This window comes from Thioalkalivibrio sp. ALJ2 (genome assembly GCF_000378325.1).
GTDB lineage: Bacteria > Pseudomonadota > Gammaproteobacteria > Ectothiorhodospirales > Ectothiorhodospiraceae > Thioalkalivibrio.
In genome coordinates, this window is sequence record NZ_KB899554.1 from 236,455 (window position 1) to 250,075 (window position 13,621).

General features: G+C 65.9%; 11 protein-coding genes and 1 pseudogene. 7 read left to right on the plus strand and 5 right to left on the minus strand.

Annotated features, from left to right (window positions below; translation table 11 throughout):
• Positions 1-18: 18 nt before the first annotated feature.
• A pseudogene (locus F468_RS0101060) lies at positions 19-2,077 on the minus strand (cytochrome c biogenesis protein ResB).
• A 264-nt stretch (positions 2,078-2,341) separates the two neighbouring features.
• Positions 2,342-2,965, minus strand: coding sequence for a cytochrome c (locus F468_RS0101065; RefSeq protein ID WP_012981456.1), 624 nt, complete (start codon positions 2,963-2,965; stop codon positions 2,342-2,344).
• A 448-nt stretch (positions 2,966-3,413) separates the two neighbouring features.
• Between F468_RS0101065 and yihA the strand changes: the two genes are divergently transcribed.
• Entirely contained in the window at positions 3,414-4,025 is a 612-nt protein-coding gene (yihA, locus tag F468_RS0101070) for a ribosome biogenesis GTP-binding protein YihA/YsxC (RefSeq protein ID WP_012981457.1), read from the plus strand.
• A 254-nt stretch (positions 4,026-4,279) separates the two neighbouring features.
• Here the strand turns inward: yihA and F468_RS0101075 are convergent, their stop codons facing one another.
• From F468_RS0101075 to polA, 3 genes are read right to left on the minus strand one after another with little or no spacing between them, the layout of a single operon-like run.
• Positions 4,280-4,927 (minus strand): SCO family protein, encoded by a 648-nt coding sequence (locus F468_RS0101075; protein ID WP_018139782.1) that lies wholly within the window; start codon positions 4,925-4,927, stop codon positions 4,280-4,282.
• 10 nt (positions 4,928-4,937) lie between these two features.
• The gene (locus tag F468_RS0101080) at positions 4,938-5,432 is read right to left on the minus strand and encodes a hypothetical protein (protein WP_018175092.1); all 495 of its coding nucleotides are present in this window, start codon (positions 5,430-5,432) and stop codon (positions 4,938-4,940) included.
• A gap of 5 nt (positions 5,433-5,437) precedes the next feature.
• Positions 5,438-8,140: a DNA polymerase I gene (polA, locus tag F468_RS0101085; RefSeq protein WP_026182239.1), complete on the minus strand. Its 2,703-nt coding sequence runs from the start codon at positions 8,138-8,140 to the stop codon at positions 5,438-5,440.
• A 118-nt stretch (positions 8,141-8,258) separates the two neighbouring features.
• Between polA and F468_RS0101090 the strand changes: the two genes are divergently transcribed.
• From F468_RS0101090 to ntrC, 6 genes are all read left to right on the plus strand, one after another.
• Positions 8,259-8,984, plus strand: coding sequence for a TIGR00730 family Rossman fold protein (locus tag F468_RS0101090; RefSeq protein WP_012981461.1), 726 nt, complete (start codon positions 8,259-8,261; stop codon positions 8,982-8,984).
• A gap of 2 nt (positions 8,985-8,986) precedes the next feature.
• The gene (locus F468_RS0101095) at positions 8,987-9,385 is read left to right on the plus strand and encodes a DUF2782 domain-containing protein (RefSeq protein WP_012981462.1); all 399 of its coding nucleotides are present in this window, start codon (positions 8,987-8,989) and stop codon (positions 9,383-9,385) included.
• A complete protein-coding gene (locus F468_RS0101100) occupies positions 9,385-10,221 on the plus strand; it encodes a hypothetical protein (RefSeq protein ID WP_018139785.1) in 837 nt (278 codons plus the stop codon). Before F468_RS0101095 ends, F468_RS0101100 begins: the two co-directional genes overlap by 1 nt.
• Before the next feature lie 34 nt (positions 10,222-10,255).
• Positions 10,256-10,909, plus strand: a complete 654-nt coding sequence (locus F468_RS0101105) for a DUF4124 domain-containing protein (RefSeq protein ID WP_012981464.1) — start codon at positions 10,256-10,258, stop codon at positions 10,907-10,909.
• A gap of 176 nt (positions 10,910-11,085) precedes the next feature.
• Positions 11,086-12,183 carry a nitrogen regulation protein NR(II) gene (glnL, locus tag F468_RS0101110; protein ID WP_012981465.1) on the plus strand — a complete coding sequence of 366 codons (1,098 nt, stop codon included), beginning with the start codon at positions 11,086-11,088 and terminating at the stop codon, positions 12,181-12,183.
• Positions 12,183-13,619, plus strand: a complete 1,437-nt coding sequence (gene ntrC / locus F468_RS0101115; protein ID WP_018649149.1) for a nitrogen regulation protein NR(I) — start codon at positions 12,183-12,185, stop codon at positions 13,617-13,619. Before glnL ends, ntrC begins: the two co-directional genes overlap by 1 nt.
• The last annotated feature ends 2 nt before the right edge of the window (positions 13,620-13,621 follow it).

Here is a 13,621-nt window from a genome sequence, read left to right on the forward strand (position 1 = left end):
TCCTCCGACTGCTACCGGTTAGTCGTTCTTATTAGTTGATTCACTTCTGGCCATCGCCCGAGCCGTTGGCCGGCTTCTGATCGATGATCCAACGCTTAAGATGCGCGAAACGGTTCTCGAATTCTACCTTGTGCCGGTTACTGGTTCCGGCCATGGTCACCTGCGTTCCGCTGCCGTCTTCACGGCGTCGGGCGATGATCCACAGACGCTGATACGACACGTAAAACATCAGGAAAATCCCGATGATCAGCATCACGCTGCCGGTGTACACCGTGCTTTGCCCCGGGGCGCGCGCAATCTGGAGACCGGAGGCCTCGCGGTGCTCGAAGTCGCTCAGGTGGAAATAGAACGGTGACTCGTAGAGGCTGATCGCGTTGATTGCGGAGACAGCGTCTTCCAGCCAGCGCTGCTCCTCTTCCTGGATCGAGACCACACCCTCGTCTTCCAGGACCTCCATGTACAGGCCCTGTAGTCCGGCGTGCAGCACCCGCATCAGGAGCTGGCCGACCTGCTCGCGCTGTTCTTCCGGCACGCGGCGGTCAATCTCCGCGTGCACCGCGCCGTATCCGCCCTCGGCGAACAGGCGCATCAGCTCCGAGGTCGTCTGGGCGATCGCGGTGCCGGAGGGATCGTCGGCCGCGACTTCGCGCGCGATGGTGTTGCGCACCTCGGCGTTGTGCAGCATTGCCAGGTAGGTGCGGAAACGGTCCAGCGAGTCATCGGCATCCGCCGGCAGGAACAGGTACACGAACTCGTCACTCGGGCTCTCGCGTACGCCACTGAGGAAGTACATCGCCCCTTCCTGCAGTGCAGGCCGCATGTAGTTGCGGTAGTAAAGCCCGTGCCCGGTGCGATCCATCAGGCGGAAATCGAAGCTCGGGCCCAGCTGACGGTTCTCGCGCTGGCCTTCTTCATTCAGCAGCGGTACGACATTCTGGTCCTTGAAGTCGATGAACTCGATGATGCGCGTGTCACCCTGCGGGGTCGGGATTTCCTGCTCCTGGAATACGCGCCCGGGGACTTCCAGCGAGCGCAGGGCTTCGCCGCCGAGCGGGATCGCCTCGATATCGAGGCGGGTGCCGCCATCGGCGAAGCTGGCCTGGTAGATCGCGTACCCGTTGTAGATCAGCGGGTGGTTGACCGAGATGGTATGCCGCAGCGGCTCGTCGCGGTTGGGGTCATGGATCACGAGATCCGACTCGTAGGAGCTTTCCGCGCCGGTCGAGAAGCGCTCGATTCGGAACTCTTCCAGCTCGATACGAAACGGCAGTTGCTGGACGAAATAGCCCTCGCGCATCGGCAGGAACACCACGTCCGCGGAGGAGCCCTCCGGGATTTCGACCATGCCGCGGAACGAGGGATTGGAGACCGGCACCCAGGCCGAGCGCGGTACTTCGGACACCGGGACGCCCCGGGTCTCGATCTCGATGATGCCCAGCCACTCTTTGGCCTTGAGCAGCGTCGAGCCGTCTGCCAGCGCGCCCACGCAGATCACCACGATCCCGACGTGGGTCAGCAGATAGCCGAGGCGGTTCCAGCGGCCCTTCATGGCCGCGATCACCGTCTGGCCCTCGGATTCCTTCTCGCGTGCCTTGAAGCCCTGGGCCTTCAGCACACGCCGGGCATGATCAATGAATTCTTGCTGCGACTGGTCCAGCTCCCCGGTCGCGCTCGAGTGGAACGAGCGCAGGGACTTTTCCTTCACCTGCAGGTTGTAGCGCCGCAGGTCCTTCAGGATGCCCGGGCTCTGACGGTAGACGCAGAACGAGGTGGAGACCACCAGGAAGGTGACGATCAGCAGGAACCACGTGGCGGAATAGACCTGATAAAGCCCCATGCCGGCAAAGATCTCATGCCAGAAGGGACCGTAGTCGATCAGGTAGTCGGTATAGGGCTGGTTCTGGACGAGCACTGTACCGATTACGGAGGCGATGGCCAGTGCCACCAGCAGGGTGATCGCCAGGCTCATGGAACCCATGAACTCGACCAGGATGCGGCTGCGCCGCGGGGCGCGGGCGGACTTGCTGCGGGCACCGGTCGCGGGAGCAGACCCGGCCACCTGTTCGTTATTCGACATGCTGAAACCTGCGTTGACCTTCGCGACTATGCGAAGCACCCCTGTCGGGGTTCAATTTCCTAGACAAACTGCACGGAAGTTTCGTGCAAACCCTGTTACTGGAGCTGGCCAGTTTCTCTGATCCGACCTGTCTGACGTGCCGAGCCCCCGCTCCATTCCCGGTGGCGGAAAATTTGTCTGCCCCGGACAGCAAAAAAGGGGCGGCCTATGGCCGCCCCTTCCCTGGGAGGTTCGCCGCCCGGACTGCACGGCGCTCCGGCACGATCAGTCGGACGACAGCCCGGCCATGTACTGTGACACGGCCTCGATGTCTTCGTCGGACATGCGCTGAACCACATTGCGCATCATCCGACCCGCGTCGTTGGAACGCTCTCCGTCACGGAATTTGTAAAGCTGGTCCGCGCTGTAGGTGGCGTGCTGCCCCGCAACCTTCGGGAACATCGCCTCCGGGTTGCCCTGGCCATTCGGGCCGTGGCATGCGATGCAGGCGGCGACGTTCTGGGAGGGGATGCCGCCACGGTAGATGCGCTCGCCGCGTTCGACGACGTCTTCGTCGGCGGTTTCGGTGGTGATGGACTGCTCGGCGAAGTAAGCCGCCAGGTCGCGCATATCCTGCTCGTCCAGATCCGCGACTTCGCCCGCCATCAGCGAATCATAGCGGGTCTCGCCTTCCTTGAAGTCACGCAGCTGCTTGACGGTGTATTTCGGGTGCTGGCCCGCGAGCTTCGGCCACTCCGGGTTGGTCGAGTTGCCGTCCGCCTGGTGGCAGGCCGCGCAGGACTGGGAGATTTCCTGGCCGCGCTGAGGATCGCCCGCCTGAGCCGCCGACAGCGGGAGCAGCAGGGAGACGGACAGGGCAGCAAAGAGAGCGGAAAGCTTGTGGTTCATGATCGAAGATTCTCCTGCATGTAAATGCGTGCCGGGTCGGACCCGCGTTCCTTGTGCCCCTTGGCAGGGCGATCAACATGAAGGAAACACTGGTCAATGTACACCCTCGCGCTCGAGTCGCTTTTGCATGCGAACAAGGCGCGGCGACTGCCGTGCAGTCACTCTGCACAAGGGAGCCGCAACGCCGTTCGCGCGCAAAAGCGGCCGAGCCCCTGCATTGTAATGGGTTATGGGGTTGGTACCCCAGTTTCCCGATCCTGCGTTGCGCCGCTTGCGGGTAGAACCACTACCCGCTGCACGGCGCGCCTTGTCTCGGAAAACCTGGGGTACCAACGCGAGGGTGTACATTGACCAGTGTTTCCTTGAGCGGCGCAGTTTATAGCACAATGCTAAATTGCGCTCAAAAATATTCCGAGCTCCGCACTCGGCCAAGGACGTCCCCCGCCCCATGGAACCCCGTTTTCGCGAGACCGCCTTTATCAAGGGCGTGGCCCAGGTCGAGCAGCTCCCGGAGGATGACGGCATCGAGATTGCCTTCGCCGGGCGCTCGAATGCCGGCAAATCCAGCGCCCTGAATGCCCTGTGCGGGCGCAAGGCCCTGGCCCGGGTGGGCCGCACGCCCGGGCGCACCCAGGAAATCAACCTGTTCGCCCTGCCGCCGGACGAGGCATGGCGGCTGGTGGATCTGCCCGGCTATGGTTACGCGAAGGTGTCCGCCGGCCAGCGCCAGCATTGGGATCGGCTGCTGGGGGATTACCTGCAGTCGCGCGAGTGCCTGGCAGGGCTGGTGCTGATCATGGACATCCGTCGTCCCCTGACCGAGCTCGACCGTCAGCTGCTGGAGTGGGTGCCGCTGGAGCGTTGCCAGTTGCACTGCCTGCTGACCAAGGCCGACAAGCTCTCGCGGCAGGCGGCCGACAAGCAATTGCACGCGACCCAGCGTGAGCTGGAAGGCTTGGGGATCGAGGCGACCCTGCAGACCTTTTCTTCATTGAAAAATCAGGGGGTCGATGACCTGCGCGGCCTGTTGACCGAGTGGCTCCAGCCGGTCGAAGACTGACCGTGGCCCGCCCCGGGCGCGAACTATGAACCCCAGACAAAAAAATGCCCCGGCCTTGGGGAGGGCCGGGGCAAGATTCGGCCTCGACAGGGGGGAGCGAGGCCTGCCCGCTCAGGGAGAGAAGCGGGCTCGCGCTGGGCTAGAGCGCTTGTAACGTAAGAAAGCGTCAGTTGCCTTGAGTTCCATCCGTTCCCGAAAATGAACGTGATTGGCTTCACACTCCTGAATGCAGCGCTCCTGTGGCTGTTGCCCCGTCAGTCATCGGTTCCCTGGGACTGGGCGTGTGCCCTCAGGGTCTCGACCAGATCGGCCGCGCTGGTCCCGTGAGGGTGAATCTCCAGCAAGTCGCCTTCGGGCCCGATCAGATAGGTCGATGAACTGTGGTCGATGATGTCGCCCATCGCCGAATCCGTTGCGCGGCGTTCGTAGAAGACACCATAGCGCTTAGCGGCGGGCTTCAAGTCTTCTTCGGATCCGGTGGCCGCGTGAATGTCGGCATGAAAATGGGCCACGTAATCGGCCAGGCGGTCCTCGGTATCTCGTTCCGGATCGACGCTGATAAACACACCGTTCACCTGGCCCTGCAACTCTTCCGGCAAGCGGTTCAGCGCCCCGCCAATCCACCCCAGGCTGGTCGGGCAGGCATCCGGGCAGCTCGTATAGCCGAAATACAGCCAGACGTACTGGTCCGTGTAATCGCCCAGGTCGAAGCGCTCCGCGTGCGTGGCGACCGGCAGCTCGATCGGTCCGCCCTGTACCTCGTCGGCGATGGGCAGTTGCGCATGACCTGCAAGATCGCGCGGCGGCGGCTCGCCCGGCTCCAGAGTGACATACACCAGCAGAGCACCTGCGGCGACCACCGCGAAGGCCCAGAAGAGACTGCTGACGGGGATACGGTTCATAAGGGGTTCATCAGTGATCGCGGGCAGTGACAAAGCGGAATTGTACGAAGGCGGCCTCGGATTTGCCTGCCGGCATCGCGGTGGCTGCCCAGGTCATGGATTCGGTGGTACAGATCGGCAGCGTGGTCGTGCCGCGGTAGCGGCCATCACCCGTGTGTTCCAGGCGCGGGCGCTGGTAGCCCATATACATTTCGACTCCGGCCAGGTCCAGGTCCAGGGCCTCAGGGTTGTTCAGCGCGGTCTGCGCCGCGGCATCCAGCTGCAGGTCCAGCGTCAGCTCCCGCAGCATCGGTACCGGGCGCGGCGTGATCTCCAGGCGCACCTCGCCGCCCTGTGCCAGGGCGGTGCTGCAGGGGCCGGCATTCAGGTCGCAGGCCTGTGGCTGGACGATCGGCACCTCGGCGGCGCCACTGTCCAGGTAGCGTTCGGCCAGCATCCAGGCGCTCGCGAGTAGCAGCAGCGCGACCAGCCAGGCGGCGATTCGGTTGAAGCGATGGGCCAGCATGGGGGCTAGTGGGCGTCGTCCCAGTTGGCGCCGACGCCGACGTCTACGACCAGTTCCACGTCCAGGTCGGCGGCCCCGCTCATGGCCTTGCGCACCAGCGTGTTCAGGTCCTCCACCGCCGCGTCGGCCACCTCGAACACCAGTTCGTCGTGCACCTGCATGATCATGCGCGCGTCAATCCCGGTGTCCTCGAGGTCGTGCGCGACCCGTACCATCGCGCGCTTGATGATGTCGGCGGCCGTGCCCTGCATCGGGGCGTTGATCGCGACACGCTCGGACTGCTGGCGCCGCGCCCCGTTGCGGCTGTTGATCTCCGGCAGGTACAGGCGGCGGCCGAACAGGGTCTCGACGTAGCCGTTCTCGCGCCCGGAGGCGCGCGCCCGTTCCATGTAGTCGTGCACGCCGGGATAGCGGCTGAAGTAGCGGTCGATGTATTCGCGCGCCTCGCCCTGCTCGATGCCGAGGTTGCGCGCCAGGCCCCAGGCGGACATGCCGTAGATCAGGCCGAAGTTGATCGCCTTGGCCGCGCGGCGCTGATCGCCGGAGACCTGCTCCGGGTCCAGCCCGAAGACCTCGGCGGCGGTTGCGCGGTGGATGTCCTGACCCTCGGCAAAGGCCTTCAGCAGGCCGGCATCCTGCGACAGGTGAGCCATGATGCGCAGCTCGATCTGCGAGTAGTCTGCCGCCAGTAGCTGGTGGCCCTCATCCGCGATGAACGCGCGGCGGATGCGCCGGCCGGCCTCGGTGCGCACCGGGATGTTCTGCAGGTTCGGCTCCGAGGATGACAGCCGCCCGGTGGCCGCCCCCGCCTGGTGATAGGAAGTGTGCACCCGACCGGTCTCCGGGTGGATGCGCCGGGGCAGGGTCTCGGTGTAGGTGCTGCGCAGCTTGGACAGGCCGCGGTGCTCGAGGATCAGGCGCGGCAGGGCGTAGTCGTCCGCCATCTGCTCCAGCACGTCCTCGGCGGTGGAGGGCTGGCCCTTGGGTGTGCGCCGCAGTACCGGCAGGCCCAGGCGTTCGAACAGGATCTCCTGGATCTGTTTGGGCGAGCCGAGGTTGAACTCGCCGCCGGCCTCCTCGAAGGCCTCGCGCTCGATGCGCTCCATCTCGGCCAGCAGCTCCTGGCTCTGCTCGCCGAGCCGATCCGGGTCCACCTTTACGCCGACGCGTTCGATATCCGCCAGCACCGGGACCAGCGGCATCTCGATCTCGCGGTAGACAAACGCGGGGCCTTCGGCCGCCTGCAGACGTGGCTGGAACACCGCATCCAGCTGCAGGCAGATATCAGCGTCCTCGCCGGCGTAATCGGTGGCGATGCCGATATCCACCTCGGCGAACGGGATCTGCTTCGCCCCCTTGCCGGCCACGTCCTCGTAGTGCGTGGTCTTGTAGTCCAGGTGGCGCTCGGCCAGGGAGTCGAGGTCGTGGCGGTTGGCCCCGGCGTCCAGGCAGAACGACTCGAGCAGGGTGTCGTCGACGATCCCGCGCAGGGTGATGTCGTGATTGCCCAGCACGTTGCGGTCGTACTTCAGGTGATGGCCCAGCTTGCCGTGGCGCTCCGACTCCAGCCACGGTTTCAGGCGCTCGAGCGTCTCCGAGCGCGGCAGCTGCGGCTCGGCATCCGGCCCGGTGTGTGCCAGCGGCAGGTAGTACGCGGTGCCCGGCTCGAAGGCGAAGGACATGCCGACGATCTCGGCGCGCATCGCATCCAGGCTGGTGGTCTCGGTGTCGAAGGCGACTCGGTCGGCCTTGTCCAGACGCTCCAGCAGCTCGGCCAGTTCGGCCTCCTCGCGCAGCGTCCGGTAGTCGCCCTTCGCCTGCGACGGGCCCGGATTGCCGTCAGCGGCCTCGTCCTCGCTACCCTCCAGCTCCGCGCGCCAGCGGGTGAAGCCGTAGCGGCGCACCATCTCCAGCAGGCGCTCGTGATCCGGCTCGCGGATGTTCAGGTCGTTGGGGCCGGCATCCAGCTCGACATCGCGCTTGACCGTGATCAGTTCGCGCGAGGTGGGCAGGCGCTCGGCCGCGGCGCGCAGGTTCTCGCCGATCTTGCCGCCGATGTCGTCGGCCTGCTCGAGGATGGTGTCGAGATCGCCGTACTTCGCGATCCACTTGGCCGCGGTCTTGGGGCCGACCTTGTCCACGCCCGGGATGTTGTCGACGCTGTCGCCCATCAGCGCGAGGTAGTCGACGATCTGCTCCGGGGCCACGCCGAATTTTTCCTGTACGCCCTCGCGGTCCAGCGTGACCCCGCTCATGGTGTTGACCAGGGTGATGCGGTCATTCACCAGCTGGGCGAGGTCCTTGTCGCCGGTGGAGATCACCACGTCATGCCCGGCTGCGGCGGCCTGATCGGCCAGGGTCGCGATCACGTCGTCGGCCTCCACGCCCTCGACGCACAAAAGTGGCAGGCCCATCGCCCGCACGAGTTCGTGCAGCGGCTCGATCTGGGCGGCCAGCTCGTCCGGCATCGGCGGGCGGGTGGCCTTGTATTCCGGGTAGATGTCGTCGCGGAAGGTCTTGCCCTTCGCGTCGAACACCACCGCCATGTGTTCCGGGCCGTAGTCCGCGCGCAGCTTGCGCAGCATGTTCGCCACACCAATCATCGCCCCGGTCGGGGCGCCATCCGGCGCGGTCAGCGGCGGCAGGGCATGGAAGGCCCGAAACAGATACGACGAACCGTCGACCAGAACGAGGGGGGCTTGTGACATCAATGCGGTATCCGTGCGGAAGGTGCGCGCCATTCTACAGCCCCGTTTTGTGCCGCGACCATTTGTACCGACCCGGGGCGCCCGTTACGCTTGGCCTTCGACACGAGGAACCCTCCGCATGAACGACCGCGAACGCGCCGAACACCCCGGCCTGCGCCCGATTGACGACTCCGCTCTGACCCGCGAAAGCTGGAAGATCTTCCAGATCATGGCGGAGTTCGTGGAGGGCTTCGAGCGCCTGGCGCACATCAAGCCATCCGTGAGCATCTTTGGCTCCGCGCGCTTTCCACCCGGACATCCGCATTACCAGCTGGGCGAAGAAGTCGCCCGCCAGCTGTCGGATGCCGGCTTCGCGGTGGTGAGTGGCGGCGGCCCGGGCATCATGGAGGCTGCCAACAAGGGCGCCTTCGCCGGGCGCTCCCCCAGCATCGGCCTGAATATCCAGCTCCCCCACGAGCAAAGCGCCAACCCGTATCAGGACATCAGCCTGGGGTTTCGCCACTTCTTCTCGCGCAAGGTGATGTTCGTGAAATACGCCTCCGCCTATGTGGTCCTGCCGGGCGGTTTTGGCACGCTGGACGAACTGGCGGAGATTCTGACGCTGGTGCAGACCGGCAAGACCCGGCGCATCCCGATCGTGCTGGTCGGCTCCGAATTCTGGAAGGGGCTGCTGCACTGGTTCGACGACACTCTTGTGTCCGAAGGCACAATCGATGCCGAGGACCTGAAGCTATACTCGTTGGTGGATGCCCCGGAAGACGTGGTGGACGTGATCTTCGAGCATTACGAGGCGCGCAGCTTCGAGCCTTCCGCGGAAGAAAAGAAACGCATGATGGAGCTGTGAGCATGGCCGCTAAGTGCACCCATTATCCCGCCGCCCTCCTGGTCGGTCTGCTTCTCGCGCCGGCTCTGGCCATTGCCCAGCAGGAGCGCGAGTGGGACGATGCCCCGCCGCCGCCCGAGATGCCGGACGAGGCCGAGGCCGACCCCGCGCCGCCCGTGCTCGACGAACGCGCGCGCGAGCAGCGGGGCCTGGAAGAGGCTGACATTGTGATCATCGAACGCGACGGGGAGACCCGGCGCGAGTACCGCATGGGCGGGCAACTGGTGATGGTGGAGGTGATCCCCGCGGCCGGTCCCTCCTACTACCTGATCGACAGCACCGGCGACGGCCTGCTCGATCGCCGTCAGCGTGAGCTGGAACCCGATTTCGTACCGCCGTCCTGGGTGATTTTCCAATGGTAATGAACGAACACGACTGCCAGGCCTGTGCCGAGGCCTGCGGGGTGAGCATCGAGTTTCGCGAGGGCGAGGCCTTGCTGGCGGGGCAGCCCGTGCAGTGCCTGCGTCTGTCGGCGGATGCCGCCTCCGGTATCGAGGCGGCCCTGAAGGGTGCAGGCATCAGCCCGCTGGCCACCGCTGATGCCGACGGGACGCGGATTCTTTTCCTGGATCAAGGTCAGGCATTGCGCGAACCCCTGTCGGCCGAGGGCCCCGGAAGCCTCAACGCCCTGGGGGAGCGGGCCGCGAGCTGGCAGGCCCTGCACCCGGCGAGTGCGATGCCGGAGGCCACGGGCTATCGCCGCGGGGTGCTGCAGCAGCTATTGCGCGAACGCGCCGATGCCCTGGGCCAGACGCTGTTGGCCGACGAGCGGGAGACGCTGGACGCCGAACTCCACCACCAGAGCCTCTATCGTTTCGAGGATCTGCCGCTGGCCGGGAGCTACTGGCACTCGGTGCGGGTCTATTCGGAAGGGGCCGGGCTCGCGGATCTGGTGATGCCGCCGGCGCCGGTGCCCGCTTTCTGGCAGCTCGCGCGCATCGCATTGGCGATTGCGGTGGACGAGGCCGGCGAGATTCGAGCCGATGCCTACCGCGCGTTGCTTGCGGGCTACCATGCCAGACGCCCGTTGGCCGCGATCGAGCGCGGGGCCGCACCGACATTGCTGCGCCTGGCCGCACTGGACGACTGGATCGGTCGTCGCGAATCCGGCGCGACGGGCGAGGCCGAACGCCAGCGGCTCGTTGCGCTGCAGGGGCACGCCGCCCGTGTGCAGGGCATGTGGGTACGTGCCGCGTAGGTGGCTCGGGGGTTTCGGCCCAAGGAGATCGACGATGAACAAGGTCTGGGTGCTGTTTCTAGTCGCGATGTGCCTGCCGGCGCTCACCCAGGCCGAGGTCTATCGCTGGACTGACGACCAGGGCAATGTGCACTTTGGCGACCGTCCTCCCGAGGGCAGCGCCAGCGAGTCGGTCGATGTACGTGAGCCCATGCGCGGGGTGCCGCTCGAGGGTGCCCGAGAGATCCTTGAACGTCCGGTGCGGCCTCAGCAAGAGGAGGCCGATGCCAGTGGCTACGAACGCGTCGCGATTACGCAGCCGGAGGACGGGGCCGGCGTGCGTGCCAATGACGGCAATGTCACCGCCGAGGTGGCGCTGGAGCCCGCCCTGGATACCGAGGCCGGCCATCGCGTCGTCTGGCTGCTGAACGGCGAGGAGGCTGGCGACAGCACCGGCTCCAGTATCACCTTCGAGGGGCTCAACCGCGGCGAATACAGCCTGCAGGCGCGAGTAGAAGACGACGCCGGGCAGGAGCTCGCCAGCAGCGACACCATCCAGTTCAACGTGCTGCGCATCGCGATCCCGCGCGAACAGCAGCAACAACAGCGCCCGCAGCAATTCCCCCAGGGCGGCGCCCCGCAGGCCCCTCGGGCCCCCCAGGCCCCGCGCGCACCTCAGCCCCAGGTCCAGCAGATTCCGCAGAACTAGTCGGCCGCACCAACTCCGTGCGCATTCTGCCCCAATATGGTGCCGTATTTGCACTATAATGGGGCGGCGCTTGGTGATTGCCGCCACGGCCGCCTTGCCTGGGCGCTCTCCTGCCCGCGGATGATCCACCCTGTGCTGTGCCCCTGTTTGGCGCGATTCCTGCTTGAGGCCCGTTGATGAACAATCCTGTTGCCAAGCCCGCCCCAGCGCCATGGCCCTGGTGGGACGACCTGTCAACTGCCGTGCTGGTGACGGATGGCGAGCTGCGCCTGGTCAGCCTGAACAGTGCGGCCGAGGTCCTGCTGGGGCTTAGCCGCGAGCGTATCGTCGGCCACGGACTGGGGCAGTGCCTCAGGCTCGACCGCAGCCTGTCCAATCGGCTGCGGTCGGTGTTGTCACTCGATCAGCCGATTACCCTGCGCGCCCGACAGATGGAGCCACTGCGCGCCGAGCCCTTCCTGGCGGACATCACCATCACGCCTCTGCGCGGTGACGATGGCCGCGAGCCACAACTCTTGTTTGAACTTAACGCCATTGATCGCCATGAACGGATCAGTCGCGAGGAACAGCTGCAAAAGCAGCAGGCGATCACGCGTGCGGTGACCCGGGGGCTGGCCCACGAGATCAAGAACCCGCTGGGCGGCCTGCGCGGGGCGGCGCAGCTATTGGCCAGCGAGCTGGATGACGACGGGCTGAAGGAATACACCGGCATCATCATTCGCGAGGCGGACCGGCTGCGCAGCCTGGTGGATCGCATGCTGGGCCCGAACAACCTGCCCCGCCTCGAGGCCGTAAACCTCCACGAGGTGCTGGAGCACGTGCGCGGCCTGGTCAGTGTGCAACTGCCGCTGGGTCTGAAGATCCGCGGCGACTACGACCCGAGCATCCCGGATGTGCAGGCCGACCGCGACATGCTGGTGCAGGCCATCCTGAATCTGGTGCAGAACGCGGTGCAGGCGTTGAGCGAGGGCGGCGAGATCACCCTGGTCTCGCGCGTACTGCGCCAGTACACCATTTCCGGTCACCGCCACCGCCTGGTGGCACGCCTGAGCGTGCGCGACAACGGCCCGGGCATCCCGGAGGAGATCCGCGAGCGCATCTTCTTCCCGATGGTGACCGGCCGCGCCGCGGGCACCGGCCTGGGCCTGCCCATCGCCCAGAGCCTGATCCAGTTGCACAACGGACTCATTGAATGCCGTTCGCGACCGGGCAGCACCTCGTTCGACATCCTGCTGCCGATCGAACCCCAAAATGCCAAGGAGGCCGGCAACTGATGGACCCCATCGTCTGGATCATTGACGACGACGACTCGATCCGCTGGGTGCTGGATCGCGCCCTGCAGCGCGCCGGTATCAATGTGCGCGGGTTCGAGACGGCCGACGCGGCCTGGGCTGCGCTGGAGACTGACGAGGCCCCGGATACGGTGGTGGCCGACATCCGCATGCCGGGGCTGAACGGCCTCGATTTTCTCGCCCGTATGCAGACCCGCCCGGATCCGCCACCGGTCATCATCATGACGGCGTTTTCGGATCTCGAGAGCGCGGTCGGCGCTTACCAGACCGGGGCTTTCGAGTATCTGCCCAAGCCGTTCGATGTCGACGAGGCCGTGGCCCTTGTTCAGCGTGCGCTGGAGGCGCGGGCGACTGCGCAGCAAAATGCCGAGGGTGGCGCCAGGATCGAGGACACCCCCATCATCGGCGAGGCGCCGGCGATGCAGGAGATGTTCCGCGCGATCGGGCGTCTGTCGCGCAGCAATATCACCGTACTGATCAACGGCGAGTCCGGCACTGGCAAGGAGCTGGTCGCGAGGGCCCTGCACCAGCACAGCCCGCGGGCCGATCAGCCATTGATCGCGTTGAACACCGCCGCGATCCCGAAAGACCTGCTGGAGAGCGAGCTGTTCGGTCATGAGCGTGGCGCCTTTACCGGCGCCAGCCAGAGCCGCAAGGGCCGCTTTGAGCAGGCCGATGGCGGCACACTGTTCCTCGACGAGATCGGCGACATGCCGTTCGACCTGCAGACGCGTTTGCTGCGGGTGCTGGCGGACGGAACCTTCTATCGCGTCGGTGGGCATACCCCGATCCGGGTGGATGTGCGCATCATCGCCGCCACCCACCAGGACCTCGAGGAGCGCGTGCGCGCCGGGCTGTTCCGCGAGGATCTGTTCCATCGCCTGAACGTGATCCGTATCCATGTGCCGTCGTTGCGCGAGCGCCCGGAGGACATCCCGCTGCTGGTGCAGCACTTCATGGCCGAGGTGGCGTGCGAACTGGGGGTCGAGGCGAAGACCATGCGGCCGGAGGTGGTGCGCGAGCTGCAGCGTCTGCCCTGGCCGGGTAATGTTCGCCAGCTGGAGAACACCTGTCGCTGGCTGACGGTCATGGCCTCGGGACGCGAGGTGCACCTGGACGACCTTCCGGCCGAGCTGCATCAGGATGCGCCGCCCATGGAGGCCCACGGAGGCCTGTCGGACGCGCAGATGGCCACGCCGCGTGACTGGACCAGCGAGCTGGCCCAGGTCGCTCGGCAGCACTGGCAACAGGGCGAGCGCGACCTGCTCGGCCGGGTTCTGCCACAACTGGAGCGTACGGTGATTCGCGAGGCGCTGAATGTGACCGGTGGGCATCGCCAGCAGGCCGCTGCCCTGCTGGGCTGGGGCCGCAACACCCTGACTCGCAAGATTCAGGAGCTGGGCATCGACGACGAGTAGGG

What these genes read in the sequence shown, in the direction of transcription:
- F468_RS0101100 (WP_018139785.1), top strand. Translation starts at nt 9,385, where the DNA reads ATGAACGAACACGACTGCCAGGCCTGTGCCGAGGCCTGCGGGGTGAGC.
- glnL (WP_012981465.1), top strand. Translation starts at nt 11,086, where the DNA reads ATGAACAATCCTGTTGCCAAGCCCGCCCCAGCGCCATGGCCCTGGTGG.
- ntrC (WP_018649149.1), top strand. Translation starts at nt 12,183, where the DNA reads ATGGACCCCATCGTCTGGATCATTGACGACGACGACTCGATCCGCTGG.
- F468_RS0101075 (WP_018139782.1), bottom strand. Translation starts at nt 4,927, where the DNA reads ATGAACCGTATCCCCGTCAGCAGTCTCTTCTGGGCCTTCGCGGTGGTC.
- F468_RS0101095 (WP_012981462.1), top strand. Translation starts at nt 8,987, where the DNA reads ATGGCCGCTAAGTGCACCCATTATCCCGCCGCCCTCCTGGTCGGTCTG.
- F468_RS0101065 (WP_012981456.1), bottom strand. Translation starts at nt 2,965, where the DNA reads ATGAACCACAAGCTTTCCGCTCTCTTTGCTGCCCTGTCCGTCTCCCTG.
- polA (WP_026182239.1), bottom strand. Translation starts at nt 8,140, where the DNA reads ATGTCACAAGCCCCCCTCGTTCTGGTCGACGGTTCGTCGTATCTGTTT.
- F468_RS0101105 (WP_012981464.1), top strand. Translation starts at nt 10,256, where the DNA reads ATGAACAAGGTCTGGGTGCTGTTTCTAGTCGCGATGTGCCTGCCGGCG.
- F468_RS0101080 (WP_018175092.1), bottom strand. Translation starts at nt 5,432, where the DNA reads ATGCTGGCCCATCGCTTCAACCGAATCGCCGCCTGGCTGGTCGCGCTG.
- yihA (WP_012981457.1), top strand. Translation starts at nt 3,414, where the DNA reads ATGGAACCCCGTTTTCGCGAGACCGCCTTTATCAAGGGCGTGGCCCAG.
- F468_RS0101090 (WP_012981461.1), top strand. Translation starts at nt 8,259, where the DNA reads ATGAACGACCGCGAACGCGCCGAACACCCCGGCCTGCGCCCGATTGAC.